This is a genomic window from Streptomyces sp. TSRI0281, assembly GCF_001905125.1.
Taxonomy (GTDB): domain Bacteria; phylum Actinomycetota; class Actinomycetes; order Streptomycetales; family Streptomycetaceae; genus Streptomyces.
The window spans coordinates 25,662-52,260 of the sequence record NZ_LWLE01000035.1 but is presented as its reverse complement, the minus strand read 5'-3'; the positions used below and the strand labels follow the sequence as shown (position 1 = coordinate 52,260).

Sequence of the window (26,599 nt, the reverse complement as noted above, 5' to 3'; positions counted from 1 at the left end):
TTGTTCCCTTTCAGAGCCTTCTTCAGTGCGTCCCGTCGGCCCCGGCGGCCTCCACGGGCGCCGACGCGACCGGTTCGCGGCCGGTGGCCCGCTCGGCAAGCCCAGGAAAGGCTACGCCGCTGCCCCGCCAGCGGGCCGCGCGCACGGCGGCCTCGCGCAGGGCGCCCGCGGCCTCCCGCCGCAGCGGCCCCTCGGCGGCGCGTACGAGATCGGAGTAGACACCGGCGACCCGGTCCTCGAGCACCGCGGCCAGCCGCACCGCCGACGCCGAGTCCGCCACCGCGAACGGCAGAGCGTACGCGGCGTCCGCCGCGACCGGCGTACCGCCCAGGTCACGCACGGTGCGCACCAGTGCGTCACGGCGGGCCCGGTGGCCGTCGTGCGCCGCCCCGGCCTCGCCGCGCCGCTTCCCGGCGACCCGGCCGCCCAGCGCCCCGTAGCCGTACACCGCGGCGTGCTCGGCGGCGAGCGCGGCCTGTGCGGCGGCCAGGGCGGGTGCGGGCTTGTCCTCGTTCCCGGGCTGCGTGGTCATGACGAGGTCTCCTTGGCCAGTTCGGTGAGCAGATACGCGTGGGCCGCGGAGGCCGCGGCGACCGAGGCCAGCAGCCGGGCCAGCTCCGGCTCCGCCGTCAGCAGCGCCTTGGTGTGGGCGTCGGCTGCCCGCCGTTCCGCCGCGGCCAGCTCCTGCACCGCACTCTTCGCGTCGGTCACGGGGGGCGTCCTGACGAAGGAGAGCGACTGCGCCTTCCCGGCGCCCTCCAGGAGGGCCTTCACGTGTGCCCCCACGGCCGCCCGCAGGGGGGCGAGCCCCGCCGCGGTCGCCGGGTGGGCCGTGGCGACGTCCTCGTACCGGGCGAGCAGCTCGGCACCGGTCCGGGCGGCCGTCGCCCGCCGGGTCCGTTCGGCCCGGACCGCGGCGGCACTCACGGCGCCCCCGCGGCCCTCGGTTCCGCTGTCGCCGCCGCAGCCGGCCAGCACCGCTCCCGCTGCCAGCGCCCCCGTCGCGGTGAGCGCCCCCCTGCGCGTCGTCCCCGTGCGCCGCACTTTTCTCCTTCGAGCCGGGACCGGTCCTGACCGGATCTGTCCTGAAGTGATCACCGCAGGCGAGCGTACCCGTGGGAGGCGGGGCCGGCGGACGGCAACACCCCTCGGGACCGGATACCCTTTGACCTGACGCACGACGATCCCCACAACAGCACACGCGGCCGAGGAGTCACCCGGATGAGCACCACCCAGAGCGAGAGGCTGAGCGGACTGCTCGAACCACTCGTCAGCGCGAAGCAGCTGGATCTCGAAGAGATCGAGGTTTCCCGGGCAGGCCGCCGTCGCGTGCTGCGGATCATCGTGGATTCCGACGAGGGCGTGGAGCTCGACACCTGCGCCGAGCTGAGCCGCGAGATCTCCGAGAAGCTCGACGAGACCGACGCGATGGGCGAGGACGAGTACGTCCTCGAAGTGAGCTCTCCGGGCGCCGACCGCCCGCTGACCGAGCACCGCCACTACGTACGCGCCACCGGCAGGCTGGCCAAGTTCCAGCTGTCCGCCGAAGCGGGCGCCGACGAGCTGGTCGCCCGCATCCTGGCCGTCGACGACGAAGGACTCGACCTCGAAGTGCCGGGCGTCAAGGGCCGCAGGCCCACGTCCCGCCGGGTCGCCTTCGCCGACATCGCCAAGGCGCGCGTGGAGATCGAATTCAACCGCAAGGACAAGAAGGAAGAGGAGGCGTAGCCGTGGACATCGATGTGAAGCTTCTGAAGGGCTTGGCGCAGAGCAAGGAGATCCCCTTCGAGGTGCTCGTCGGGGCGATCGAATCGGCCCTCCTCATCGCGTACCACCACACCCCCCACAGCCACCGCCGGGCACGCGTGAAGCTGGACGACTCCGGCCACGTCACGGTGTGGGCGAAGGAGGACCCGGCCGACCTCGAAGAGGGCCAGGAGGCCAAGGAGTTCGACGACACCCCGTCCGACTTCGGCCGTATCGCCGCGTCCACCGCCAAGCAGGTCATCATGCAGCGGCTGCGCGACGCGGAGGACGACAAGACCTTCGGCGAGTACGCGGGCCACGAGGGCGATGTCGTCACCGGCGTCGTCCAGCAGGGCAAGGACCCGAAGAACGTCCTGGTCGACATCGGCAAGATGGAAGCGATCCTGCCGGTGCAGGAGCAGGTGCCGGGCGAGGAGTACACCCACGGCCTGCGCCTTCGCACGTACGTCGTACGGGTCGCGAAGGGCGTGCGCGGTCCGTCCGTGACGCTGTCGCGCACCCACCCCAACCTGGTGAAGAAGCTCTTCGCGCTGGAGGTCCCGGAGATCGCCGACGGTTCCGTCGAGATCTGCGCGATCGCCCGCGAGGCCGGCCACCGCACGAAGATCGCGGTCCGTTCGACCCGTTCCGGCCTCAACCCCAAGGGCGCCTGCATCGGTCCGATGGGCGGCCGTGTGCGCAATGTCATGGCCGAGCTGCACGGCGAGAAGATCGACATCGTGGACTGGTCGGACGACCCGGCCGAGATGGTCGCCAACGCCCTGTCGCCCGCCCGGGTGAGCGAGGTGGAGGTCGTGGACCTCGGTGCCCGGTCCGCACGGGTCACCGTCCCGGACTACCAGCTGTCGCTGGCGATCGGCAAGGAGGGGCAGAACGCCCGTCTCGCCGCCCGTCTCACCGGCTGGCGCATCGACATCCGGCCGGACACCGAGACGGACGCCGAGCGCGACATCGCCGACCGCGAGCGGGCCGAGCGGGCCCGGGAGCGCTCGGAAAGGCGTTGACCCGGACCCGCTCGACGGAATAGATCTGGGTGGCAAGCCGCTGAGATCACGACAACATCCGTTCGATTCTTGCCCCAAAGGGGTGGGGTCGTTACGGGGAGGTAGACTTAGCCGTGTCTGGCCGGACGCAAGCCCGCGCTTGCCCCGAGCGAACCTGTGTGGGATGCCGGGAGCGAGCGGCCAAGAGCGAGCTGCTGCGCATCGTGGTGGACGAGGGAGTATGCGTCCCTGATCCACGCGGTACGCTGCCCGGCCGGGGTGCTTATGTGCACCCCGCATCTGTCTGTCTCGACCTGGCGGTTCGCCGCCGGGCATTCCCCCGGGCCTTCAAGGCCAAGGGGCCGTTCGACTCCGCCGCACTGCAGCGGTTCGTCGAGCGGGTGACACCGTAGGAAAGTGAACGGCACGGGTCCCCGTGCGGTCAGGTACCTCGCGAGTTGGAAGTAGGTCGAGATTGCGATGAGCACTCGATGAGTACGCGATGAGTACGCCCATGAAGTAGCGACGGTCCGGCGGTAACCCGGACCTAAAAGGAGCGAAGTGGCTAAGGTCCGGGTATACGAACTCGCCAAGGAGTTCGGCGTCGAGAGCAAGGTCGTCATGGCCAAGCTCCAAGAACTCGGTGAATTCGTCCGTTCGGCGTCCTCGACGATCGAGGCGCCGGTTGTACGCAAGTTGACTGACGCACTGCAGGGGCCCGGCGGCAACGCCGGCAAGTCCGCTGCCAAGCCCGGCGCGCCCCGCAAGGCCGCGCCCGTAAAGCCCGCAGCGCCCTCCCCGGCCGCCGCGGCACGTCCCGCTGCCCCGAAGCCCGGCGTCCCGGCCCCCAAGCCGGCCGCAGCCGAGGCCCCGGCGAGCAGCACCCCCGCGAGCACCGCACCGGCAGCGCCTTCCGCGCCGTCGGCCGGCCCGCGTCCGGGCCCGAAGCCCGCGCCCAAGCCCGCCCCGGTGACTCCGGTCCCCGCTGCCGAGTTCTCGGCACCGGCTCCGGCTCAGCAGGCCGCGCCCGCGCAGCAGCAGGCCCCCCGCCCCGCAGGCGCCACCCCCGGCCCGCGTCCCGCCTCCCGTCCGGCTCCGGCCGGCGGTCAGCGTGACGGCGGCCGCGACGGTGGTCAGCGTGAGGGTGGTCAGCGTGACGGCGGCCGCGGTGGCGAGCGTGGCGGCGACCGCCCCGCACGTCCCGCCGGCCAGGGCGCCCCGCGCCCCGGTGGCGCACGTCCGGCGGGTCCCCGTCCGGGCAACAACCCCTTCACCTCCGGTGGCTCCACCGGCATGGCGCGTCCCCAGGCCCCCCGGCCCGGTGGCGCCCCGCGCCCCGGTGGCGGTCAGGAGCGCCCCGGCGCCCCGCGTCCGCAGGGCGGCCCCGGTGGCGCCCCGCGCCCGCAGGGTCAGGGTGGCGCACGTCCGAGCCCCGGCGGCATGCCCCGTCCGCAGGCTCCCCGTCCGGGCGGTGCCCCGTCCGGTAACCGTCCGAACCCCGGCATGATGCCGCAGCGTCCCGCTGCGGGTCCGCGTCCCGGCGGTGGCCCCGGCGGTGGCCGTGGTCCCGGTGGTGGCGGCGCAGGCCGTCCCGGTGGCGGTGGCGGCGCGGGCCGTCCCGGTGGCGGCGGCTTCGCAGGCCGTCCGGCCGGTCCCGGTGGCGGTGGCGGCGGCTTCGCCGGTCGTCCCGGTGGTCCCGGTGGCGGTGGCGGCGCAGGCCGTCCCGGTGGTGGCGGCGGCTTCGGCGGTCGTCCCGGCTTCGGTGGACGTCCCGGCGGCCCCGGTGGCCGTGGTGGCACACAGGGTGCGTTCGGCCGTCCCGGCGGTCCGGCGCGTCGTGGTCGCAAGTCGAAGCGGCAGAGGCGCCAGGAGTACGAGGCCATGCAGGCCCCGTCGGTCGGCGGCGTCATGCTGCCTCGCGGCAACGGACAGGCTGTCCGGCTGTCGCGCGGTGCCTCGCTCACCGACTTCGCGGAGAAGATCAACGCCAACCCGGCGTCGCTCGTCGCCGTGATGATGAACCTCGGCGAGATGGTCACGGCGACGCAGTCCGTCTCCGACGAGACGCTCCGGCTTCTCGCGGACGAGATGAACTACGTCCTGGAGATCGTCAGCCCCGAGGAGGAGGACCGCGAGCTGCTCGAGTCCTTCGACATCGAGTTCGGCGAGGACGAGGGCGGCGAAGAGGCCCTGGTCTCCCGTCCGCCGGTCGTGACCGTCATGGGTCACGTCGACCACGGTAAGACCCGACTGCTGGACGCGATCCGCAAGACGAACGTCGTTGCGGGCGAGGCCGGCGGCATCACGCAGCACATCGGTGCGTACCAGGTCTCCTCCGAGGTCAACGGCGAGGACCGCCGGATCACCTTCATCGACACCCCGGGTCACGAGGCGTTCACCGCCATGCGTGCACGTGGTGCGAAGTCGACCGACATCGCGATCCTCGTGGTGGCGGCCAACGACGGTGTGATGCCCCAGACGATCGAGGCGCTGAACCACGCCAAGGCGGCCGAGGTGCCGATCGTGGTCGCGGTCAACAAGATCGACGTCGAGGGTGCCGACCCGACCAAGGTGCGCGGTCAGCTCACCGAGTTCGGTCTGGTGGCCGAGGAGTACGGCGGCGACACGATGTTCGTCGACATCTCCGCGAAGCAGGGCCTCAACATCGAGGCACTGCTGGAGGCCGTCGTCCTCACCGCCGACGCCTCGCTCGACCTGCGGGCCAACCCGGAGCAGGACGCGCAGGGTATTGCGATCGAGTCCCACCTCGACCGCGGCCGCGGTGCCGTTGCGACCGTCCTGGTCCAGCGAGGCACGCTGCGGGTCGGCGACACGATGGTCGTCGGCGACGCCTACGGCCGAGTCCGCGCGATGCTCGACGACAAGGGCGAGAACGTCGAGGAAGCGGGTCCCTCGACCCCCGTCCTCGTGCTGGGTCTCACCAACGTCCCGGGCGCCGGCGACAACTTCCTGGTCGTCGACGAGGACCGTACGGCCCGTCAGATCGCCGAGAAGCGTGCCGCTCGTGAGCGCAACGCCAACTTCGCCCGCAAGGGTGTCCGGTTCTCCCTGGAGAACCTGGACGAGGCGCTCAAGGCCGGTCTGGTCCAGGAACTCAACCTCATCATCAAGGGCGACGCGTCCGGTTCGGTGGAGGCTCTCGAGTCCTCGCTGCTCCAGCTCGACGTCGGTGAAGAGGTCGACATCCGGGTCCTGCACCGCGGTGTGGGTGCGGTCACCGAGTCGGACATCGACCTGGCGACCGGCTCCGACGCCATCGTGATCGGCTTCAACGTGCGCGCCGCAGGGCGTGCCGCGCAGATGGCCGAGCGCGAAGGTGTGGACGTCCGGTACTACTCGGTCATCTACCAGGCGATCGAAGAGATCGAAGCGGCCCTCAAGGGCATGCTCAAGCCGGAGTACGAAGAGGTCGAGCTCGGTACGGCGGAGATCCGCGAGGTCTTCCGCTCGTCCAAGCTGGGCAACATCGCCGGTGTGCTGGTCCGGTCCGGCGAGGTCAAGCGCAACACCAAGGCGCGCCTGCTGCGCGATGGCAAGGTCATCGCGGAGAGCCTCAACATCTCCGGTCTGCGCCGCTTCAAGGACGACGTCACCGAGATCCGCGAAGGCTTCGAGGGCGGTATCAACCTCGGAAACTTCAACGACATCAAGATCGACGACGTCATCGCGACGTACGAGATGCGCGAGAAGCCGCGCGGCTGATCCGTACCTCAACAGTCGGGGCCGGTCGACGGGTCATATTTCCGTCGATCGGCCCCGGCCGTTCCGGTACGGTTCTGGTGTCCCGGCCGAGTACCGGCAGGGCACGCTGTGCCGGTCCGGGGGGTGGCCTCCGGGCCCTTTCCGAACCCGAACCGGCGGGACATCCGGACATACATGTATGTGGGGACACTGTCCTTCGATCTGCTCCTCGGCGACGTACGGTCGTTGAAGGAGAAACGCTCCATCCTCCGCCCGATCGTCGCCGAGCTGCAGCGCAAGTTCGCGGTGAGTGCGGCGGAGACGGGCGGGCAGGATCTCCATCGCAGGGCCGAGATCGGCCTTGCCGTGGTCTCCGGGGACACCGGACACCTCACAGACGTACTGGACCGGTGCGAGCGGCTGATCGCCGCGCGTCCCGAAGTGGAGCTGCTGTCGGTTCGACGGCGGCTGCACAGTGACGAAGACTGAACCGTAAGCAAAAACCAGAAGGAAGAGTGACGGACCGGTGACCGACAACGCGCGGGCCCGCAAGCTGGCCGATCGCATCCAGGTCGTGGTCGCGGAGACCCTGGACCGGCGTATCAAGGATCCGCGGCTCGGATTCGTGACGATCACGGACGCCCGTGTCACCGGCGACCTGCGGGAGGCCACGGTCTTCTACACGGTCTACGGCGACGACGAGGAGCGCGCGGCCTCCGCCGCGGCGCTGGAGAGCGCCAAGGGCGTCCTGCGCTCCGAGGTCGGCCGGCAGATCGGGGTCCGGTTCACACCGACCCTGGCCTTCGTCCCGGACGCCCTGCCGGACAACGCCCGCACCATCGAGGACCTCCTCGACAAGGCGCGGGCCAAGGACGCCGAGGTGCGCGAGGTGTCGACCGGCGCGAAGTACGCGGGCGACGCCGACCCGTACCGCAAGCCGGAGGACGAGGACGAGGCCGCCGAGGCCGAGGGGTCCGACGAGCCCGAGCGCCCCAGTGGGAACGAGGGCTCGGCCTCCGCATGACACAGCAGAACAACAGGACGCCGGACGGCCTTGTCATTGTCGACAAGCCGTCCGGCTTCACTTCGCACGACGTCGTCGCCAAGATGCGCGGCATCGCCCGTACCCGACGCGTCGGGCACGCCGGCACGCTCGATCCGATGGCGACCGGTGTGCTCGTGCTCGGCGTCGAGAAGGCCACCAAGCTCCTGGGCCATCTCGCGCTGACCGAGAAGGAGTACCTCGGCACGATCCGGCTCGGGCAGGACACCATCACCGATGACGCGGAGGGCGAGATCATCTCGTCCACCGATGCCTCGGGTGTGACGCGGGAGGGCATCGACGCCGGGGTGGCCGCGCTGAGCGGCCCGATCATGCAGGTGCCGTCCAAGGTCAGCGCCATCAAGATCGACGGCAAGCGTTCGTACGCGCGGGTGCGCGGCGGCGAGGAGTTCGAGATCCCGGCCCGTCCGGTGACCGTCTCGTCCTTCGCCGTCCACGACGTCCGCGAGGCGGTCGCCGAGGACGGGACCCCGGTCGTCGACCTCGTCGTCTCCGTCGTCTGCTCCTCCGGTACGTACATCCGCGCCCTCGCCCGGGACCTCGGTGCCGGGCTCGGTGTGGGCGGGCACCTCACCGCGCTGCGGCGCACCCGGGTCGGCCCGTACGGGCTGGACGCGGCGAGGACGCTGGAGGCGCACCAGGAGGAGCTGACCGTGATGCCGGTCGCGGAGGCGGCGGCCTCCGCGTTCCCCCGCTGGGACGTGGACGAGAAGCGGGCCAAGCTGCTGCTCAACGGCGTCCGGCTGGACATGCCCGCGTATCCGCCGGGACCGGTCGGGGTCTTCGGGCCCGACGGGCGGTTCCTGGTGCTGGTCGAGGAGCAGAAGGGCAAGGCCAAGAGCCTCGCCGTCTTCGTCTGACGGGCTCCGCCACCGCTTCACCGTGGAGCGGGCACAGCCCCGGTGCCCGCTCCACGATCCCCCTCCCGCGGTGGGCCCTGTCCATCCAGCCCCGCGAATTCACCCCAATGGACGGGCGCTCGGAGTGAACGAGGGGTGCGCAGGGGGGCGCTTTCGCCCCTTGCGCTTCTCGCGCCGATCGTTGCCGACCTACCGTCTGACCATGGGCAGCGGGGACCGGTCGAAGCTGGTAAGAATCTGCGATCAGGCCGGCCGGCCGAGAGGTACCGGATTCGTCGCGGACGATCGCGGGACGGTCGTCACCAGTCACCGGGCCGTCGCCTCCGACGTGCCTCTGGTGCTCCACGGGAGCGACGGCCGCACCTGTCCCGTCGGTCCCGACAGCATCACCGCACTGCCCGCGCTCGGCCTCGCCCTGGTGCGCACCGGCGGACCCGAAGCGCTCGGCACCGACCCGCTCCCCATCGCCGCACGGGACCGGATCGAGGCCGGGACCTACGTCCGCATCGCCGCGCACGGCTGGCGCGAGGCCCGGGTGCTCGGTACGGCCCCCGCCACGTACACCGCGGACGGCCGCGGCCACCCGATCGGGGCGGCGCTGGAACTGGCCCTCGGCACGGACGGGCGCGACGCGCTGCGCTCGGGCGGGGCGGCCGTCGGCGGCCCGGTGACCGACCCCCGGTCCGGTGCGGTCCTCGGTGTGCTCTGCACCGCTCTGCGCGCCGCCCATGAGGCGGCCGGGCTCGCCCTGCCGCTCGCCCCCGGCTCCGGCGGCGAGTTCGACGCCCTGCTGCGGCGCAACGCGATGAGCGTCCCCGGTTACGGACCCGACCTCAACCTCGCCGGTGCCCTCCAGCTCACCGCGACCTCGGTCGGCTCGGCGGGCGGCACGGGCGCCCGCACCGAACGGGTGGAGCGGGACGAGGTCCGGGCGGAGTTCACCGCCTTCGAGGACGGTACGGGGACGGTCCTGGGCCTCGTCGGGGCACCCGGCACCGGTCGCACCACCGAGCTGGCCGCCCTGGCCGCCCGCCGTGCCGGGGGCGAGGCGCCCGCGCTCACCCTGTGGCTGCGCGGCGCCGATCTGCTGGCCGACGACACCTCCGTCGCCGAAGCCGTCGCCCGTACCCTCGCCCGGTCCGCACGGATCGTCACCGCCGCCGGGGCCCGGGGGGACATGGGGACGGCCACCCCCGAGCGGGTGGCCGCGCTGGCCGTGGCGGCGGGACACCCGCTGCTCGTCGTGCTGGACGGCCCCGAGGAGATGCCCCCGCTGCTGGCCCACCGGCTGGCCGAGTGGACGGCGGGCACGGCCGACTGGCTGCGGCACCACGGGGCACGGCTCGTCGTCGCCTGCCGCCCCGAGCACTGGGAGCGGGCCGGGTCGTTCCACCCGCCGGACACGCTGCACCGCCCCGGGCGGCCCGCCCGGGGGCTGCCGCCCGCGCTGCGTCTGGGCGACCTGACCGCGAGCGAGGCCGAGCGGGCCCGGGAGCGCCACGGCATCCCCGCCGGAGCCCTCGCCCCCGGCCACGACCGGCACCCGCTCACGCTCCGGCTGCTCGCCGAGGTACGCGCGGCGCTGCCCCCGGACGTGGCGGGCCTGCCCGACACCGAGGACGTCTTCGGCGCCCACCTCGACCTCATGTGCGTCCGCGTCGCGGTCCGGATCGCGGCGGCGGCCGATCCGCAGCCCCGTGGCACCGCCGTACGCAGGCTGGCCGCCCGGGTGGCCGGGCAGGTCCACGAGGCGGCCCGGCGCTGTCTCGGGCCGGGCCAGGGGGAGCTGGACCGGGCGGCGTTCGAGGAGATCTTCCCCTGGCGCACCGGCTGGGCCTCGGCGGTTCTCACCGAGGGCCTCCTGGTTCCGGCGGGCGCGGGCTACCGCTTCGCCCACGAGGAGCTGGGGGACTGGGTGCAGGGCGCGCACCTCGACCTGGACGCGGCGCTGCGGTCGCTGGTCCACCGCTGGCACACGGGGGAGGAGCCGACAGCGGCGTCGGTCCCGGCGGCCTCGCCGACGGCCCCGGTGGGCCCGGTCGGCGCGGCGCCGGTGGTCTCCGGGCGGGGGTCTCTGCCGCGGCCCCGGCGGTCACGGCAGTCCCAGCCCCGTCAGCGGCCTCAGCCCCGCCGGCAGTCCCAGCAGCCCCAGTCTCCTGAGCAGTTCCGTGAGTCGCGGTCGGTGGGGTCGGCCCAGCAGCTTCATCGGCCCCCATTGCTGCAAGTGCCTCACCAACCCCAGCAGCCCCAGGCGCTTCAGGAGTCCCCGGCGTCCCCGGCGTCCCCGGAGACGCCGGAGCCCCGGAGCCTGCCCGTGCCGAGGCATCGCATCGGACCGGTGATCCAGGCGATGCTGCTGCTGGGCCGCCGTCAGGGCACCTCCGCGCTGGCGCACCGGATGGCCGACCTGATCGAGGCGCTGGACCGGCTCTCCCCTGACGACGGGCGGACGCGGGCGGACGAGGACGCGGGCTGGTGGGCCGCCCACCTCCTGGGCCAGTCACTGCTCGAAGTGCCCGACGCCCGCCCCTATCTGGGCGTGCTGCGGGTGCTCGCCGGACGGATCACCCGGCGGTCCGCCGCCGGGGCGGGACCGGCCGGGCTGGGGGCCTACACGGAGTTCGGGCCCTGGTTCTGGCGGCGGCTGCGGCTGCCCGAGGAGGACCGGATCGACCTCCTGCGGCGGCTCGTGCCCGCCGACGGAATCCCGCGCGCCGACGGGGACGAGCGGTATCTGGACGCCGTGGCCCGGCGGCTCGCCCTCGACCCGCCCACCGTGCAGCGGCTGCTGTGCCGCTGGTTCACCGACGAGCGCCCGCTGCCGGCCGGACAGGACGTGCCCCTGCGTCCCACGGTGGCCGCCGCCGCACAGGCTCTTCTGTACGCCCGCCGGGACCTGGCCGTGGACGAGCTGACCGACGCCCTCGTGGTGACGCCCCATCCGCGCGCCGCCGAACTCCTCGCCGCACTGGCCGAGGACGAGCCCGCCGCGCTCTGCCGGGCCGTGGAGCGCTGGGCGCGCGACGAGGACCGGCCGGCCCGGCGCCCGGCGGCCGCGCACTACGCCGTGCTGCTCGCGGAGCGCACCCTCGCCGGCACCGACCGGGCCCTCCTGCGCGCCGCTGCCCTCACCCTGCTGGCCCGCCGCTCCGACGACGCCCTGCACGGCCCGGCGCTCACCCTTCTCGTCCGGGACCCGGAGACCCGGGACCGGTATCTCGCCGAGGCCCTGCGGGTGTTCGCCGCGGCGGATCCCCGGCTGCCGGTGGCGCTGCTGGCCGAGGTGTTCCCGGCCCGCCCGGAGCCGGTGCTCGCCGCCCTGCGTACCCGGCTGGCCCGCCCCGGGGACGGTGCGGGCGAGGTGCTGCGGGAGCTGGCAGCGCTGGACGCGCCCGCCCTGGCGCTGCACGCCGCGGGGCTGGTACGGACGTACATCGACAGCCACCCCGACGACGGCACGTACGCCGGTGAGTACGTGGACCTGCGGCTGGAGCACGGCCCCGCCGCCCGTGCCCTGCTGCTGCCCCTGGTGACGGGCCTGCTGCGGGACCGCCCCGTACCGCCCGCCGTGCGCGGCGCGCTCGCCCGGGTGCTCGCGGGGCCCGGAAGCACCGCCTCCAGGCCGCTGCGGGCCGAGCTGCTGGAGGTCCTGCTGGAGTTCGAGCAGGACAGGGGGCGGGACCCGGAGGTGCTCGACGCGCTGCTGCGGGCCGCCGCGGCGGGGTCGGGCCACCGGCCGGAAGTACGGACGAGGGCGCTGGTGCACCGCACCGGAATGCTCCTGGTGCGGACCCCGGAGGGTGCGGCACGCTTCGACCGGAGCCTCGTCGAGCTCGCTCGTGACGTGCCCGGTTTCGCCGCGCTGGTCATCGGCTGGCTGGCCGACGCCCCGCAGGAATGGGCGGCGGTCGTGGGCCCGAGCGCGCGGCGGACGGTGGAGGCGCTGGAGGCATCACGGCCCGCGATCCCGATGCCGATGCAGGCCGCGGGACGTGAGCATGGCAGTCTTAGACCTGCGTAATCGACATACACACGTACACAGGTTCGGGCGAGGAGCGGTCACAGTGCAGCGCTGGCGTGGCTTGGAGGACATCCCCCAGGACTGGGGACGCAGCGTCGTCACCATCGGCTCCTACGACGGTGTGCACCGCGGGCACCAGCTGATCATCGGCCGGGCCGTGGAACGGGCGCGCGAGCTGGGCGTTCCGTCCGTCGTCGTGACCTTCGACCCGCATCCCAGCGAGGTCGTCCGCCCCGGCAGCCACCCGCCGCTGCTCGCCCCGCACCACCGGCGTGCCGAGCTGATGGCGGAGCTGGGCGTGGACGCGGTGCTGATCCTGCCGTTCACGACCGAGTTCTCGAAGCTGTCGCCCACCGACTTCATCGTGAAGGTGCTGGTCGACAAGTTGCACGCACAGGCCGTCATCGAGGGGCCGAACTTCCGTTTCGGCCACAAGGCGGCGGGGAACGTGGCGCTGCTCACCGAACTGGGCGCCACCTATGACTACACCGTCGAGGTCATCGACCTCTATGTGAGCGGTGCGGCGGGCGGCGGTCAGCCGTTCTCCTCCACGCTCACCCGCCGTCTGGTCGCCGAGGGCGACGTGGCGGGCGCCGCCGAGATCCTCGGCCGGCCGCACCGGGTCGAGGGCATCGTGGTCCGCGGCGCGCAGCGCGGCCGTGAGCTGGGCTTCCCCACGGCGAACGTGGAGACCCTGCCGCACACCGCGATCCCCGCCGACGGCGTCTACGCGGGCTGGCTGCACGTGAACGGTGAGGCGATGCCCGCCGCGATCTCCGTGGGCACGAACCCGCAGTTCGACGCCACCGAGCGGACCGTCGAGGCGTACGCGATCGACCGGGTGGGCCTGGATCTGTACGGGCTGCACGTGGCCGTGGACTTCCTCGCGTACGTACGCGGCATGCTGAAGTTCGACTCGATCGACGACCTCCTGGTGGCGATGGCCGCCGACGTGAAGCGTTGCAGCGAGCTGATCGCGGCGTACGACCGCACCGTCTGATCGCGCGTACGGCCACACCGCCGCCCGCGCGTACGGCCACACCGCCGATCGCGCTCACGACGGCACCGCGCGACCCCGTCCCGTCGTCGCGCGTTCCGCCGCCGGGCGGCGGATGCTGGCAGGGTGCGTGACATCCTTCCCGAACTCCGCGACTGGCACACGGCCGGTACGCCCTTCGCCCTGGCGACCGTGGTGGCCGTCCACGGCAGCGCGCCCCGCGCGCCCGGCGCCGTGATGGCGGTGAGCGCCGACGGCGCGGTGCTGGGCAGCGTGTCCGGGGGCTGCGTCGAGAGCGATGTGTTCGAGGTGGCCGGTGAGGTGCTCGCCTCGGGCCGTCCACAGCTGCGGTCGTACGGGATCAGCGACGACGAGGCCCTCGGTGTCGGTCTGACCTGCGGCGGCTCGATCGAGGTCCTGGTGCGGGCCTGTGTCTCGGCCGCCGACCGGGACCGGCTGCGGGAGGTCATGGATCTCGTGACCGCCCACGAGCCGGTGGCCGTGGCCACGCTCCTGCCGAGAGCCGCCCCCGACGGGAGCTCGGGCGCGGCACCAGGAGAGGCCGGGGCACCGGGAGAGGCCGGTGCGCCCGCGGCCACGCTGGTGGTCCTGGAGGACCGTACGGCGGGCTCCCTCGGCGCCGAGGGGCTCGACGCGGCCGTCACCGACGACGCCCGCGGACTGCTGGCCCAGGGCGTCACAGGGGTGCAGCGGTACGGGGCGCACGGACAGCGCCGGATGCAGGAGGTGTCCGTCTTCGTCCAGACGTACGCCCCGCCGCCCCGCATGCTCGTCTTCGGCGCCATCGACCATGCCGCGGCCACCGCGCGGATCGGATCGTTCCTCGGCTACCGGGTCACGGTCTGCGACGCCCGTCCGGCCTTCGCCACCCGGGAACGCTTCCCGGCCGCCGACGAGGTCGTCCGGGCCTGGCCCCACACCTATCTGGAATCGACCACCGTCGACGCCCGCACGGTGATCTGTGTGCTCACGCACGACCCGAAGTTCGATGTCCCCCTGCTGATCGCCGCGTTGCGGACGCCCGCCGCCTACATCGGGGTCATGGGCAGCCGCCGTACCCACCTCGACCGGACCGCCCGGCTGCGCGAGGCCGGGGTGGGCGAGGCGGAACTGGCCCGCCTCGCCTCACCCGTCGGCCTCGATCTCGGGGGCCGTACTCCGCAGGAGACGGCGGTCTCCATCGCCGCCGAGATCATCCAGCACCACTGGGGCGGCACCGGCCGTCCGCTGGGCGAGCTGGCGGGCGCCATCCACCACGGAGCCCCGGACGGCCCGGAAGCCCCGGACGGCCGGAACGGCCCGGACGGTTCGTCAGGCCCGTACGACGGCTGAGGGTTCCGCCCGCGCGCCGGTCGGGCCGGTCGCGCCGTCACGCCGGTCGCGCCGTCACGCCGGGCGCACACCGTCACGCCGGGCGCACCCCGGTCAGGCCGTGGACGTCGCCTTCGAGCCCGCCGCGGCCCAGTGGCACGCCACCTGGGTGGCGGCGCCCCCGTCGAGGACCGGCAGATCCTTTGTACGGCACGCGTCCGCCACTCCCGCCCGTTCGGCCTCGCCCGAGGCGAGGACCTGGCAGCGGGCGTGGAACCGGCAGCCCGACGGCACCCTGGACGGGTCCGGCGGCTCACCGGTCAGAATCACCGGCTCGCCCTCCGCCTCCGGCAGCACCGACAACAGGGCCTTGGTGTACGGATGCTGAGGAGCTGTCAGGATCTGTTCGACCGCGCCCGTCTCGACGATCCGGCCCAGGTACATCACCGCCACCCGGTCCGCGATGTTCCACGCCAGCCCCAGATCGTGCGTGACGACCAGTGCGGAGAGCCCCAGTTCGTCGCGCAGCCGCAGCAGCAGGGCCAGGATCTCGCCGCGCACCGACGCGTCCAGCGAGGCCACCGGCTCGTCGGCGACGATCAGTTCGGGTTCCAGGACGAGGGCGCCCGCGATGACGACGCGCTGGCGCTGACCGCCGGACAGCTCGTGCGGATAGCGCAGGAAGAACCGTTCGGGAGGCCGCAGCCCCGCCCGGGACAGCGCCTCGGCCACCGCGGCCCGCTCGTCACCGGCGTACCCGTGGATGCGCAGCCCCTCCGCCACCGCGTCGTACACCGTGTGCCGGGGGTTGAGCGAGCCGCTGGGGTCCTGAAGGACCAGCTGCACCCGCTTGCGGTACGCCTTGAGCGCGCGGCCCGAGTAGGCGAGCGGTGAGCCGCCGAACGTGACCCGGCCGGAGCTGGGCGGTACCAGGCCCAGCAGGGAGCGGGCCAGGGTCGTCTTGCCGCAGCCCGACTCGCCGACCAGGGCGACGATCTCGCCGGGCCGGATGTCCAGGTCGACGCCGTCCACGGCACGCGCGGTGGCCGCTCCGCGCCGGCCGGGGAAGGTGACCTTCAGCGCCTCGGCGCTGAGCAGGGGGGTGATGGTCATGTCGTGCTCCCGACTTCCTCGGCTCCGGGCCGGCCGGAATCCGCACCCGGCGCCGCCGACTCGGCCCCGGGCAGGCCCACCGGCGCCACGGACTCGGCACCCGGCAGGCCCAACGGCACCGCCACGGCCCCCGGTTCCACCAGCACACAGGCCGCCCGCCGCCCGGCCCCGGCGTCCCTCAGTTCCTGGTCCCCGGTGGCGCAGGAATCCAGCGCGACCGGGCACCGGGGATGGAACGTACAGCCGGACGGCAGCGCCGCCGGGTCCGGCGGGTCGCCCGGCAGCCCGCGCGGGGCGTGCCGGGAGGCGAGGTCGCCGATCCTGGGGAACGCGGCGGACAGGGCCTTGGCGTACGGGTGCCGGGCGTTCTCGTACACCTGTTTGGCCGGACCCTCCTCGACGACCCGGCCCGCGTACATCACGGCCAGCCGGTCACAGGTGTCGGAGAGCACCGCCAGGTCGTGGCTGATCATGATCAGCCCGAGGTCCTGTTCGGCGACGAGCTGTTCGATCAGCCGCAGGATCTGCGCCTGGATCATCACGTCGAGCGCGGTGGTCGGCTCGTCGGCGACGATCAGGCGCGGGTCGCAGGCCAGCGCCATGGCGATCATGACGCGCTGGCGCTGACCGCCGGAGAGCTCGTGCGGATACGCCTGCGCACGGGCCGCCGGCAGCCCCACCTGCTCCAGCAGCTCACCGGCCCGCTTCCTGGCCGCCGCGGCGGTGGACTTCTTGTGCAGCAGGATCGGCTCGGCGATCTGGTCCCCGACGCGGTGCACGGCGTTGAGCGAGTGCATCGCGCCCTGGAAGACGATCGACGCCCCGGCCCAGCGCACCGCCCGCAGCCGGCCCCACTTCATGGTGAGGATGTCCTCCCCGTCCAGCAGGATCTCGCCGGACAGGGAGGCCGAGGCGGGCAGCAGCCGCAGCAGGGCGAGCGCCAGCGTCGACTTCCCGCAGCCCGACTCCCCGGCGATGCCGAGCTTCTGGCCCGCCTCGACGCGCAGATCGATGCCGCGCACGGCGGGCACGGCCGAGCTCCCGGAGCCGTAGGTGACCCGCAGGTCCCGTACGTCGAGCAACGGCTGCCCGGCCGTGGGCTTCGTCGTGATGGTGGTCGTGGCGGTCAACGGGTCACCCCCAGCTTGGGGTTGAGCACGGTCTCGATGGTGCGGCCGCACAGCGTGAACGCGAGGGCGACGACCGCGATGGCGAGTCCGGGCGGGGCGAGGTACCACCAGTTGCCGGAGCTGACGGCACCGGCCTCACGGGCGTCCTGGAGCAGCCCGCCCCAGGAGACGATCGTGGGATCGCTGAGCCCGAGGAAGGCGAGGGTCGCCTCGGTGAGGATGGCGGTGGAGATGACCAGCGTGGTCTGGGCGAGCACCAGCGGCATCACATTGGGCAGCACATGGCGGGACATGATGTGGCTGTGGCCGCCACCGAGCGCCTTGGAACGCTCGATGTACGGCCGGGACTCGACGGACAGCGTCTGTGCCCGCACCAGCCGGGCGGTCGTCGGCCAGGTCGTCACGCCGATCGCCAGGATCGTCGTCCAGATGGACCGCGACAGGACCGTGGCCAGCGCGATGGCGAGGACCAGGGTCGGCATCACCAGGAACCAGTCGGTGATCCGCATGATGACGGTCCCGTACCAGCCCTTGAAGTGTCCCGCCGTGATCCCGACCAGGGTCCCGATGGCCACCGACAGGAACGCCGCGAGCAGTCCGACGGTCAGCGAGACCCTCGTACCCCACACCAGCAGCGCGAGCAGGCTGCGCCCGAACTGGTCGGTGCCCAGCGGGAACTGTCCGCTCGGTGACTCCAGGGGGCCGCCCGGCGCCTGGGTGACGCTCTGCGAGTCGGCGCCCACCAGCAACGGGGCGGCGAGCGCGATCAGGGCGATCACGGCGAGGACGGCCAGGCCGACGAGGCCCGCCCGGTGGCTGCGGTACTGCTGCCAGAAGGCGGCCGCCGCCCGGCGTCTGCGGGCCCGGTCAAGCGCGCGCGGGCTGCTGTTCTGCACGGCATCGGTCGAAGTCGTCATCGGCCCACCCGGGGATCGAGCAGCGGATAGATCACATCGGCGAGCATGTTCATGATGATCACCGCGGCGGCGAAGACGAAGAACAGCGCCTGCACCAACGGCAGATCGGGCACGCTCAGTGCCTGGTAGAAGAGCCCGCCGAGCCCCGGCCAGGAGAACACGGTCTCCACCAGGATGGCACCCGCGACCGTCGTGCCCAGGTTCACGAAGAGCAGGGTCACGGTCGGCAGCATCGCGTTCGGCACGGCATGGCGGCGGCGTACGAGGTCGTCGCGCAGCCCCTTCGCACGGGCCGTCGTCAGATAGTCGCTGCCCATCTCGTCGAGCAGCGAGGAACGCATCACCAGCAGGGTGCGCGCGTACTCGACGGCGACGAGAGTGACGACCGGCAGCACCATGTGGTGGGCGACATCGAGGACGTAGCCGAAGCCGCTCGTGTTGCCGGACTCCATGCCACCGGTCGGGAAGAGCCCGGGGATCGGGCCGATGCCCACCGACAGCGTGATGATCAGGAGCAGGCCGAGCCAGAACGACGGCACGGAGTAGAGGGTCAGCGCGAGGGCCGTGTTGGCGCGGTCCCCGACGGAGCCGCTGCGCCAGGCGGACCGGGCGCCCAGCCAGACGCCGATCACCGTGTAGAGCACGAAGGCGGTGCCGGTGAGCAGCAGCGTCGCGGGCAGCGCCTCGCTGATCTTGTCGATGACGGGAGCGCGGAACTGGTACGACGTACCGAAGTCCCCGGTGAGCGCCTTGCCGCAGTATTCGGTGAACTGCTGCCAGAGCGGCAGGTCGAGGCCGAACTCGCGGCGCATCGCGGCGATCTGCTCCGTGGAGACCTGCCGGCCGCCGGTCATCTGCTTGACCGGGTCGCCGGGAATCAGCCGGAACAGGAAGAAGCTCGTGACGAGTACGGCGAACAGGGAGACGGCCGCGCCGGCCAGCTTGCCCGCCACATAGCGGAGGTAGGCGGCCGTGCTGCGGGACCGCGGACCGCGGCCCGACGGCCCGGCCGGAGCCGGGCCGTCGGATTCCGCACGGTCCACGCCCGCCGCGCCCTTCATGAGCGCGGGAGTGCTTTCTGTGCTCATGGACTATTCACGGTCTTCCGCGGTGGAACGACGACGCATGGCGAACAGCAGTCCGCCACCGGCGAGGACGACGACGGCGACACCGACACCGATGAGCACCCCGGTGGAGCTGCCGCCGGAGTCGTCGGAGTCGGCGGAGGCGGCATCGGCCGGAACCGCCGACCACCAGCTCCAGTACCCGTCCTGGCCGTAGATGTTGCCCGCGTCCGAGGGCATCGTCGTGATCGACTTGATCTGGTCGGTGCGGTACGCCTCGACCGCGTTCGGGTACGCCATGACGTTCATGTACCCCGTGTCGTACAGCCGCGACTCCATCTGCTTGACGAGAGCGGCGCGCTCGACCGTGTCGTACTCGACGTTCTGCTTCTTGTAGAGCTCGTCGAACTGCTTGTCGCAGATGAAGTTGTCGGTCGCTGCCGACTCCTTCGGCTTGGACGGCAGCGCGGCGCAGGTGTGGATCGACATCACGAAGTCGGGGTCCGGGTTGACGGACCAGCCGTCGAAGGCGAGGTCGTACTCACCGGCGTACCAGGGGTCGGACACGTTGTCGATGCAGTCGACCTTCAGGCCGATGCCGAGGTCGCCCCACCACTCCTGGAGGTACTTGCCGACCGCCTTGTCGTTCGGGTCGGTGGCGTGGCACAGGATGCGGAAGTCGAGCGGCTTGCCGTCCTTGCCGACGCGCTTGCCGTCGCTGTTCTTCTTGTAGCCGGCCTGGTCGAGCGTGGTCGCGGCCTTCGCCGGGTCGTACGCCAGTTCCTGATCGGCGGCGGGTTTCCAGAAGTAGTCGGAGAAGCGCGGCGGGATGTAGCCCTCACCCTCCACGGCGTGGCCCTGGAAGACCTTGTCGATGATGGTCGCGCGGTCGACGGCCATGAAGAGCGCCTGACGGACCTTCTGGTCGAGCAGGGCGGGGTGGCCGTCGCCGAACTTCACGCCGTCCTTGGTGCGGGCGCCCGGGTTGACGGCCAGCGCGTAGAACCGCCTGCCCGGTGCGTCGTTCACCTTGATGTCGGCGGCGTTCTTGAGGGACGCCGACTGGGCGGGCGTCAGACTGGGACTGCCCGCGACGAAGGAGACCTCACCCTTGCGCAGGGCGGCGACGGCCGCGTCCTGGTCCTTGTAGTAACGGAAGACGATCTCGTCGAACTTCGGCGAACCGCGCCAGAAGTCCTTGTTGGCCTTCAGCTTCACATAGCTGTCGACCTTGTAGTCCGTGAGGATGAACGGCCCGTTCCCGACGATCGGGAACTCGGTGTCGTTGTTGAACTTGGAGAAGTCGGAGACCTTCTCCCAGACGTGCTTCGGGACGATCGGCACATCGAGCGCGGCCATCGTGGCCTGCGGCTGCTTCAGTTGGATGACCAGCTTGTCCGCACTGGGCGCGGTCACCTTCTTGAAGTTGGCGACGAAGTTGCCGTTGGCCGTGGCGGCGCCCTCGTCGGTCATCATCTTGTTGAAGGTCCATGCGGCGTCCTCGGCGGTGGCCTTCTGACCGTCGGACCACTTCGAGTCCGACCGGATCGTGTACGTCCAGGTCAACTTGTCCGCGGACGGCTCCCACTTGGTGGCGAGCCCCGGGATCGCGTGGTTGTCCTTGGGGTCGTAGTTGGTCAGGTAGTCGTACATAAGCCGGTAGACGCTCGTGCTGACCAGGCGCTGGGCGAGGAACGGACTCAGGGAGTCGACGCTCTGCGCGACCGCGACCGTGAGCGTCGTCCTGCCGCTGTCGGCGGCCTGCGCCTGCGGGGGCGCGGGTGTGAGGGGATTCCCGGGAACTACCGATCCGGCGGCGAGCGCCAGTGCGGCGGCGCCGGAGGCCAGAAGAACCCGCATGCGGCGGCGTGGCCGGGAGGAGCGTGGTGGAACTCTTGTGACCATGGGACGTGGACCTCGCGTCATGACTCGCTCGGAGAAGGCGGGTAGAGCTCTGGTTCGCCAGCTGGTGAAGCGAAGGTTTATCAGCGGTGGCCGAGTCGCGTCAACGGTCCGCCAAACCGCGTGTGGGCTGCGGGAATACGCGCAGGGCCCGCACCGTGGGAACGGTGCGGGCCCTCATTGGTTTAGACCTCTACTGCCTTACTGCTGGGGCGCCGGCGGTGGCTGCGGAGGAGTCTGCTGCCAGCCCGCGGGCGGTACGGGGCCCTGCAGTTCGCTCTGACCACCGGGCTGTCCGGCCGGCGGGGGCGGACCGGCCGGGCTCGCGCCCGACTGGGCCTGCGAGGGCAGCGACTGCTGCTGCCAGCCGTTCTGCTGCCAGTTCTGCTGGGCGCCGGGGCCCGGCTGCGGGGGATACGGCTGCTGCGGGGGCTGCTGCTGAGGGGCTTGAGGTCCCCCGTACGGCGGCTGCCCGCCATAGGGCTGTTGGGGGTACGGCTGTCCCGGCTGCGGCTGCTGCGGCGGGTAGGGCTGCTGTCCCGGCATGGGCTGCCCCGGCTGCTGCTGACCGGGCATCGGCTGTCCGGGCATGGGCTGACCGGGCTGCTGCTGTCCGGGCATCGGCGGGGCGAACTGCGGCGGCATGGAGCCGTCCGACGTCCACAGCCCCTGCTGCTGCTGGGCGCGCGAGAAGTCCTCGGCGACCATCGCGGAGAGGTGGAAGTACGCCTCGCGGGTCTTCGGCCGCATCATGTCGAGGTCGACCTCGGCGCCCGCGGACAGATGCTCGTCGAACGGTACGACGACGACGCCCCGGCAGCGTGTCTCGAAGTGCTGCACGATGTCGTCGACCTTGATCATCTTGCCGGTCTCGCGCACCCCGGAGATGACCGTGATCGAACGCTGCACCAGGTCCGCGTAGCCGTGCGCCGACAGCCAGTCCAGCGTGGTCGACGCGCTGGACGCGCCGTCGACGGACGGCGTCGAGATGATGATCAGCTGGTCGGCGAGGTCCAGCACTCCCCGCATCGCGCTGTAGAGGAGACCGGTGCCCGAGTCGGTGAGGATGATCGGGTACTGCTTGCCGAGCACCTCGATCGCGCGCCGGTAGTCCTCGTCGTTGAACGTCGTGGAGACCGCCGGGTCCACGTCGTTGGCGATGATCTCCAGCCCGGAGGGTGCCTGCGAGGTGAACCGGCGGATGTCCATGTACGAGTTGAGGTACGGGATCGCCTGCACCAGGTCACGGATGGTGGCCCCGGTCTCGCGGCGCACCCGGCGGCCGAGGGTACCGGCGTCCGGGTTGGCGTCGATGGCGAGGATCTTGTCCTGCCGCTCGGTCGCCAGCGTCGAGCCCAGCGCGGTCGTCGTGGTGGTCTTGCCGACACCGCCCTTGAGGCTGATGACGGCGATCCGGTAGCAGGACAGCACCGGAGTGCGGATCAGCTCCAGCTTGCGCTGACGCTCGATCTCCTCCTTCTTGCCGCCCAGCTTGAAGCGGGACACCCCGGACGGAGTACGGCTGCTCTTGGCCTTCTGCTTGCCCCGGACCAGGCGGTCGGAGGAGAGCTCGACGGCGGCCGTGTAACCGAGCGGTGCGCCGGGCACGGAACGCTCGCGCTGGTCATGGGTGACCGGCGTGGGCCAGGAGGTGCCGGTACGCGGGTCGACGGGCGGAGCCTGCGGACCGGGCTGCTGCGGTGCCTGTTGCTGCGGTGCCTGCTGCTGGGCCGGGAGGTGCTGCTGCGGCTGGTACGGCTCCGGCGGCTGCGGTGCCCTCGGGGCGATCGGCGCGGGCAGGTTGGGCGAGCCCTGCCCCGGCTGCTGCGCGGGAAGCGGGGCGGCCCCCTGGGCGGGGAACGAGGGGTGGGGCGCTTGGGGTGCCTGGGGCGCCTGGGGTGCTTGCGGTGCCTGAGGGAACCCGTATCCGCCCTGCTGCTGCGGGAATCCGTACCCGCCGCCGGCCTGCGGGGCCTGCGGCGGCAGCGGTGCGCCCTGGCCGGGGAACTGCTGGAACTGCTGGTGCTGCGGGGGCTGCTGGGGTGCCTGCTGCTGCGCCGGGAGGTGCTGGTGCGGCTGCGGTGCCTGGTGGGCCTGCGGTGCCTGGTGGGGCACCTGGGCGGGCTGCGCCGTCTGGGCGGGCCGGGGGAATCCGTACCCGCCGGGCGCCTCGTTCGCGGGTACCGGGGAGGGCCACTGCGCCGCGGACTGCGGTGCGGTGGGCTGTGGCGCCGCGGGCTGGAAGGCGGGCGGCAGCGGCGGCAGGGCGCCAGGGGCGGGCGGTGCGGGGGACCACGGCGCCGGAGCGGCGGCCTGCGGTACGTCCTGGGGCACCGCGTCCGTCACGGCGAGCGGGTGAGCGTCGGCCGGCGCCGTCGGGTCCGTCACGGCCGGGGCCTCGTCCGCCGGGGCGTCGGGGCTGTCGGCGTTCGCGGACTCCTCCGTGCCTCCGGCGCTCCTGAGGTCATCGGCCACCGCGTCGGCATCCGTACCCGAGTCGGGGGCGTTCTCGTCGCGGTCCGCCGCGCTCGTCGCGTCCGGCGCCCCGTTCTCCTGGGCACCGGCCTCGGCGGCCTCCCGCGTACCGCTGTCGGGAGCACCGCCGTCCGGCCCGGAGCCACCGGCATCCGGTGACGGGGCGGCCGCCGCCTCGCGCTCCGCGATCTCCCGCTTCAGCGCGGCGGGGGAGAACCGCATCGTCGTACCGCTCTCCAGATCACCGCCACCGCCCCCGGCCTCCTCGGAAGGGGCCGACGCGGACACCGGCGCGACAGGAGGGACGGCCTCGGGAGACGGCACCGAAGAAGTCGGCACCGAGGGAGGCGGCACCGAAGAAGCGGGCGCCGTAGGCGCGGGCACCGGAGGAGACGCCGCCGGAGCGGGCGGCGCGGGCGCCCAGTTGGGGTCGAAACCACCCGCGGCCGGCGGTCCCGGTACGGACACCGGCGCCCCGTGGGGCGGCGGAGGCGGCGCCAGATGCGAACCGGAACCGCCCGCCGAATCCCCCGTCGCGTTCTGCGTGTACCAGGCGGGCGGGGTGTAGTCGATGGTGAACTCACCCGTCATCTCGGCGGGATCCGCGTCGGACGACTCGTCGACGGGCGTGTTCCATCCCCCGCGGATCTCGTCCCGATCGCCGTTCACTTTGCCTCCTGGTGTGGTCGAGCACCCGTGTGCCGTGGGGGGTGGGGGTGTCCGTTCCCGGCGTTCGTTCCGCCCGGCTCTCCCCCTGGGACGCGCAATGCCTGTCCGCAGGTTCTGCTGCCACGCCCGGACCCACCCTAATCGCCATCGGGCGCTCTACGGCAGGCCGTACGGCAAGGCAAGGTCTGTCCCGTGCGTCACCCGCCATTCCTGAGTGCACAGGAAGGGATACGGGGCACGAACCGAAAGCGGTACGAATGCGGAACGTTCCGTGCAAGTCGATCGCGTGAATCCACGCCGTGCCGTGCAGTGCCAGGTCATCCGGCGAGGCATGACACAGCGCATCACCGCACAACACGGCACATCACGACCGGATATCAGTCCATCCGGCGGGCGCTGCCCAGCAGTCCGGTCTCGGCATCGGTCGCCTGCGTCATCACGAACTGCCGGTCCCGGTCGGTGCACCACAGCGTGACGCCGTCGGCCAGCGTGGACAGCGCCTGCGCCTCGGCGGGCTGCAGATTCATGATCCGGCCGATCTGCGCCGCTTCGTCCGGGGACACCCGCTGGATGCCGACGAGCGCCGACTTCTCCATCAGCCGCGGTGCCACCGGGCTGAGATAGGGCAGCAGCGTCACCACGGACTGCCAGGGCCCCGACACCACCCGGCCGCGCGGCGGCCGCATCCCGCAGTCACGCACCACGACGACCGGCGAACCGGCCGACGCGCCCTGCGGCGGCACCCGTCCCACGTCGTGCAGCGAGACACAGGGCTGCCCGCCGCCCGCCGCCTGGGCGAGCCCGGTCCAGGCCTGGGCCCGGCCGGTCTCCACCGCGATCCGCGCTCCGGTCGCGGCGGCGCGCAGCGCCAGTACCTGCGCCGTCCACAGCCCGCCGATCAGCGTGACCTCGTACGGAGTGGGCCGGTTGATGCCCAGTACCGCCGGGCGTCCTTCGGCGTCGACCCCGATCACCGTGCCGTCGTCGCCGACCGGCAGGCCGAGCGAGGCCAGTTCGTCGAAGGAGATGGCGTGCCGGCCGCGGCGCGGACCGATGAGCCCGAAACCCAGCCGGGTCCGATTGCCGGTAGAGGTGGACATCAGCGGGTTCCTCCGAGCGGCAGGGTGGCCAGCACACCGGGCAGCTGTTCACGGTCCAGCCGCACCAGCGCCGTCTTCACACCGCGCGCGGTGCGCTCCAACTCATGGCGGGCGCCCAGGAGTTCCTCGTCGCTGCGGCCCGTGATCCGGATATGTCCGGTGACCGAGACCTCCGAGCGGTCCCCGTGCCCGAGCGTCAGGCTGAACGTGGTGGCCAGCGCCGGGATCGAGGTGAGCAGGGCCACCAGCTGCGGCATCGACGCACCGCCGCCGCCCAGCTGCGGCCAGCGGCCCACCCAGTAGGTGGTGTGCCGCCGGTCGTCGCAGCGCCAGGTGCGCGAGGTCTCCTCGGTGCGCCGTCCGGGCGTCTCCGCCCGGCTGGCCTGTGCCATCGCCAGCGGGCTGACACACGCCGATGTCGCGATGGCCGACGTCAGCTCCTGCTCGGTGAGCACCGTCGCCCGGAATCCGGCCCCGGTCAGTCGGCTGGCCAGCTGATCGGCGGCCCGCACCACGCACTTCTGGGCGCCGACGATTCCGCCGCCCCGCGCCTGGACGGCCTCCGGGCACAGTTCCGGGTCCAGCTTGAGCGCGATCCAGGTGATCCGGAGCGCCGGGGAACCCGTCTGGGCCTGCAGCGGCGCGTAGTTGCGCGCGGCGACGGACTGCTGGGGCAGATGCGGCGCGGGCGCGGGCTGGGTGTGCTGGACGATCTGCGCGGACTCCAGCCGGATGCCGTCGACCTCCAGTACGTCCCGTACGAGCGTCAGGGGCAGCGGATGTGCCGACCGGTCGGGCCGCAGTGCCGTGGCGTCCGATTCGACCTGGACGAGCGCCGTGACGAACGTACCGTCACCGATCATGCCGACCGGCCGCCGGTCGCGGTCGCTGAAGGAGTAGGTGCGCAGCGCCGGGTCGCACTCGACGGCGGGCGCGAGTCCGGGCTCGGTGTCCGGGGGCAGCACGAGTGCGGCGGCCCGTCGGGTGCGGGCCCGCAGCGCGAAGACCGTACCCAGCCATTCCGGCAGCGAGCGGCGGTGTCTGCGGACCACGGCGAGCACCACCAGCAGCGCGGCGAGCACTCCGGCGGGGGCGAGCAGCAACGGCTCGATCACCCAGGCGGCGAGCAGCAGCGCTGCGGCGATTTCGATCAGTACGAACTGTTGCAATCGGAACGAACCGAAGTGTCCGGCACGTCCGTTCAGTCGTGGTGCGGCCGGTCCGCCGGACCCCGCGGGGTCACCGGAGGACCTTCGGGACGAGGAGCGCGAACCCCTGCGCGAGGCCGGTGGCTCCCCTGCTCCGGGGGCCCCGGAGGGCCCCCTGTTCCCGGCCGGACGTGTCCGCGTCGCGGAAGCCATCATTCCGGCATTCCCCCGTTCATAAGGCCCCCACTCAACCCGATCGCCCCTGTACCACCGGGGGCTTGGAGGCTGGATCACCCTACCCGCCCCACAGGCACTCGCCTTCAGCAGGCATAGTAGGGGGCCGGTCCGGCACCAGG

At 72.5% G+C, this 26,599-nt stretch carries 20 protein-coding genes; 10 read left to right on the top strand and 10 right to left on the bottom strand.

Annotated elements, in window-relative coordinates:
- Window positions 1–22: 22 nt before the first annotated feature.
- Window positions 23–532: a ferritin-like domain-containing protein gene (locus A6A29_RS34865; protein WP_073726700.1), complete on the bottom strand. Its 510-nt coding sequence runs from the start codon at window positions 530–532 to the stop codon at window positions 23–25.
- Window positions 529–1,044, bottom strand: a complete 516-nt coding sequence (locus A6A29_RS34860; RefSeq protein ID WP_073726698.1) for a hypothetical protein — start codon at window positions 1,042–1,044, stop codon at window positions 529–531. Before A6A29_RS34860 ends, A6A29_RS34865 begins: the two co-directional genes overlap by 4 nt.
- A gap of 177 nt (window positions 1,045–1,221) precedes the next feature.
- Here A6A29_RS34860 and rimP point away from each other — a divergent pair, with 177 nt between their 5' ends.
- From rimP to A6A29_RS34810, 10 genes are all read left to right on the top strand, one after another.
- Window positions 1,222–1,728: a ribosome maturation factor RimP gene (gene rimP, locus A6A29_RS34855; RefSeq protein ID WP_073726696.1), complete on the top strand. Its 507-nt coding sequence runs from the start codon at window positions 1,222–1,224 to the stop codon at window positions 1,726–1,728.
- 2 nt (window positions 1,729–1,730) lie between these two features.
- Entirely contained in the window at window positions 1,731–2,771 is a 1,041-nt protein-coding gene (gene nusA, locus A6A29_RS34850) for a transcription termination factor NusA (protein ID WP_073726694.1), read from the top strand.
- 113 nt (window positions 2,772–2,884) lie between these two features.
- Window positions 2,885–3,163, top strand: coding sequence for a YlxR family protein (locus tag A6A29_RS34845; RefSeq protein ID WP_073726692.1), 279 nt, complete (start codon window positions 2,885–2,887; stop codon window positions 3,161–3,163).
- Between the two features lie 148 nt (window positions 3,164–3,311).
- Complete coding sequence (gene infB, locus A6A29_RS34840) at window positions 3,312–6,473, top strand: translation initiation factor IF-2 (protein WP_073726690.1); 3,162 nt, start codon at window positions 3,312–3,314, stop codon at window positions 6,471–6,473.
- A gap of 174 nt (window positions 6,474–6,647) precedes the next feature.
- On the top strand, window positions 6,648–6,941 hold the full coding sequence (locus A6A29_RS34835) for a DUF503 domain-containing protein (RefSeq protein ID WP_073726688.1): 294 nt from the start codon (window positions 6,648–6,650) through the stop codon (window positions 6,939–6,941).
- A gap of 37 nt (window positions 6,942–6,978) precedes the next feature.
- The gene (gene rbfA / locus A6A29_RS34830) at window positions 6,979–7,476 is read left to right on the top strand and encodes a 30S ribosome-binding factor RbfA (RefSeq protein WP_073726686.1); all 498 of its coding nucleotides are present in this window, start codon (window positions 6,979–6,981) and stop codon (window positions 7,474–7,476) included.
- Window positions 7,473–8,375: a tRNA pseudouridine(55) synthase TruB gene (gene truB / locus A6A29_RS34825; RefSeq protein WP_073726684.1), complete on the top strand. Its 903-nt coding sequence runs from the start codon at window positions 7,473–7,475 to the stop codon at window positions 8,373–8,375. Before rbfA ends, truB begins: the two co-directional genes overlap by 4 nt.
- A gap of 202 nt (window positions 8,376–8,577) precedes the next feature.
- Window positions 8,578–12,396, top strand: coding sequence for a trypsin-like peptidase domain-containing protein (locus tag A6A29_RS34820; protein WP_073727358.1), 3,819 nt, complete (start codon window positions 8,578–8,580; stop codon window positions 12,394–12,396).
- 43 nt (window positions 12,397–12,439) lie between these two features.
- The gene (locus A6A29_RS34815; protein ID WP_073726682.1) at window positions 12,440–13,396 is read left to right on the top strand and encodes a bifunctional riboflavin kinase/FAD synthetase; all 957 of its coding nucleotides are present in this window, start codon (window positions 12,440–12,442) and stop codon (window positions 13,394–13,396) included.
- 123 nt (window positions 13,397–13,519) lie between these two features.
- Window positions 13,520–14,746 (top strand): XdhC family protein, encoded by a 1,227-nt coding sequence (locus tag A6A29_RS34810; protein ID WP_073726680.1) that lies wholly within the window; start codon window positions 13,520–13,522, stop codon window positions 14,744–14,746.
- A 93-nt stretch (window positions 14,747–14,839) separates the two neighbouring features.
- Here the strand turns inward: A6A29_RS34810 and A6A29_RS34805 are convergent, their stop codons facing one another.
- From A6A29_RS34805 to eccE, 8 genes are all read right to left on the bottom strand, one after another.
- Complete coding sequence (locus tag A6A29_RS34805; RefSeq protein ID WP_073726678.1) at window positions 14,840–15,838, bottom strand: oligopeptide/dipeptide ABC transporter ATP-binding protein; 999 nt, start codon at window positions 15,836–15,838, stop codon at window positions 14,840–14,842.
- Window positions 15,835–16,968, bottom strand: coding sequence for an ABC transporter ATP-binding protein (locus tag A6A29_RS34800; RefSeq protein ID WP_073726676.1), 1,134 nt, complete (start codon window positions 16,966–16,968; stop codon window positions 15,835–15,837). The genes A6A29_RS34805 and A6A29_RS34800 overlap by 4 nt, the downstream gene beginning before the upstream one ends.
- The gene (locus A6A29_RS34795; protein WP_073726674.1) at window positions 16,965–17,885 is read right to left on the bottom strand and encodes an ABC transporter permease; all 921 of its coding nucleotides are present in this window, start codon (window positions 17,883–17,885) and stop codon (window positions 16,965–16,967) included. The genes A6A29_RS34800 and A6A29_RS34795 overlap by 4 nt, the downstream gene beginning before the upstream one ends.
- On the bottom strand, window positions 17,882–18,973 hold the full coding sequence (locus A6A29_RS34790) for an ABC transporter permease (protein ID WP_073726672.1): 1,092 nt from the start codon (window positions 18,971–18,973) through the stop codon (window positions 17,882–17,884). The genes A6A29_RS34795 and A6A29_RS34790 overlap by 4 nt, the downstream gene beginning before the upstream one ends.
- 3 nt (window positions 18,974–18,976) lie before the next feature.
- A complete protein-coding gene (locus A6A29_RS34785) occupies window positions 18,977–20,854 on the bottom strand; it encodes an ABC transporter substrate-binding protein (protein ID WP_073726670.1) in 1,878 nt (625 codons plus the stop codon).
- A 198-nt stretch (window positions 20,855–21,052) separates the two neighbouring features.
- Window positions 21,053–23,995 (bottom strand): SCO5717 family growth-regulating ATPase, encoded by a 2,943-nt coding sequence (locus A6A29_RS34780; protein ID WP_073726668.1) that lies wholly within the window; start codon window positions 23,993–23,995, stop codon window positions 21,053–21,055.
- A 377-nt stretch (window positions 23,996–24,372) separates the two neighbouring features.
- Window positions 24,373–25,095, bottom strand: coding sequence for a hypothetical protein (locus tag A6A29_RS34775; RefSeq protein ID WP_073726666.1), 723 nt, complete (start codon window positions 25,093–25,095; stop codon window positions 24,373–24,375).
- Window positions 25,095–26,456, bottom strand: a complete 1,362-nt coding sequence (gene eccE, locus A6A29_RS34770) for a type VII secretion protein EccE (protein ID WP_073727356.1) — start codon at window positions 26,454–26,456, stop codon at window positions 25,095–25,097. Before eccE ends, A6A29_RS34775 begins: the two co-directional genes overlap by 1 nt.
- Window positions 26,457–26,599 lie beyond the last annotated feature (143 nt).

Coding starts and splice junctions, on each gene's coding strand:
- A6A29_RS34865 (WP_073726700.1), bottom strand. CDS start 532: ATGACCACGCAGCCCGGGAACGAGGACAAGCCCGCACCCGCCCTGGCC.
- rimP (WP_073726696.1), top strand. CDS start 1,222: ATGAGCACCACCCAGAGCGAGAGGCTGAGCGGACTGCTCGAACCACTC.
- A6A29_RS34835 (WP_073726688.1), top strand. CDS start 6,648: ATGTATGTGGGGACACTGTCCTTCGATCTGCTCCTCGGCGACGTACGG.
- truB (WP_073726684.1), top strand. CDS start 7,473: ATGACACAGCAGAACAACAGGACGCCGGACGGCCTTGTCATTGTCGAC.
- A6A29_RS34820 (WP_073727358.1), top strand. CDS start 8,578: ATGGGCAGCGGGGACCGGTCGAAGCTGGTAAGAATCTGCGATCAGGCC.
- A6A29_RS34805 (WP_073726678.1), bottom strand. CDS start 15,838: ATGACCATCACCCCCCTGCTCAGCGCCGAGGCGCTGAAGGTCACCTTC.
- A6A29_RS34795 (WP_073726674.1), bottom strand. CDS start 17,885: ATGACGACTTCGACCGATGCCGTGCAGAACAGCAGCCCGCGCGCGCTT.
- A6A29_RS34790 (WP_073726672.1), bottom strand. CDS start 18,973: ATGAGCACAGAAAGCACTCCCGCGCTCATGAAGGGCGCGGCGGGCGTG.
- A6A29_RS34785 (WP_073726670.1), bottom strand. CDS start 20,854: ATGGTCACAAGAGTTCCACCACGCTCCTCCCGGCCACGCCGCCGCATG.
- A6A29_RS34775 (WP_073726666.1), bottom strand. CDS start 25,095: ATGTCCACCTCTACCGGCAATCGGACCCGGCTGGGTTTCGGGCTCATC.
- eccE (WP_073727356.1), bottom strand. CDS start 26,456: ATGGCTTCCGCGACGCGGACACGTCCGGCCGGGAACAGGGGGCCCTCC.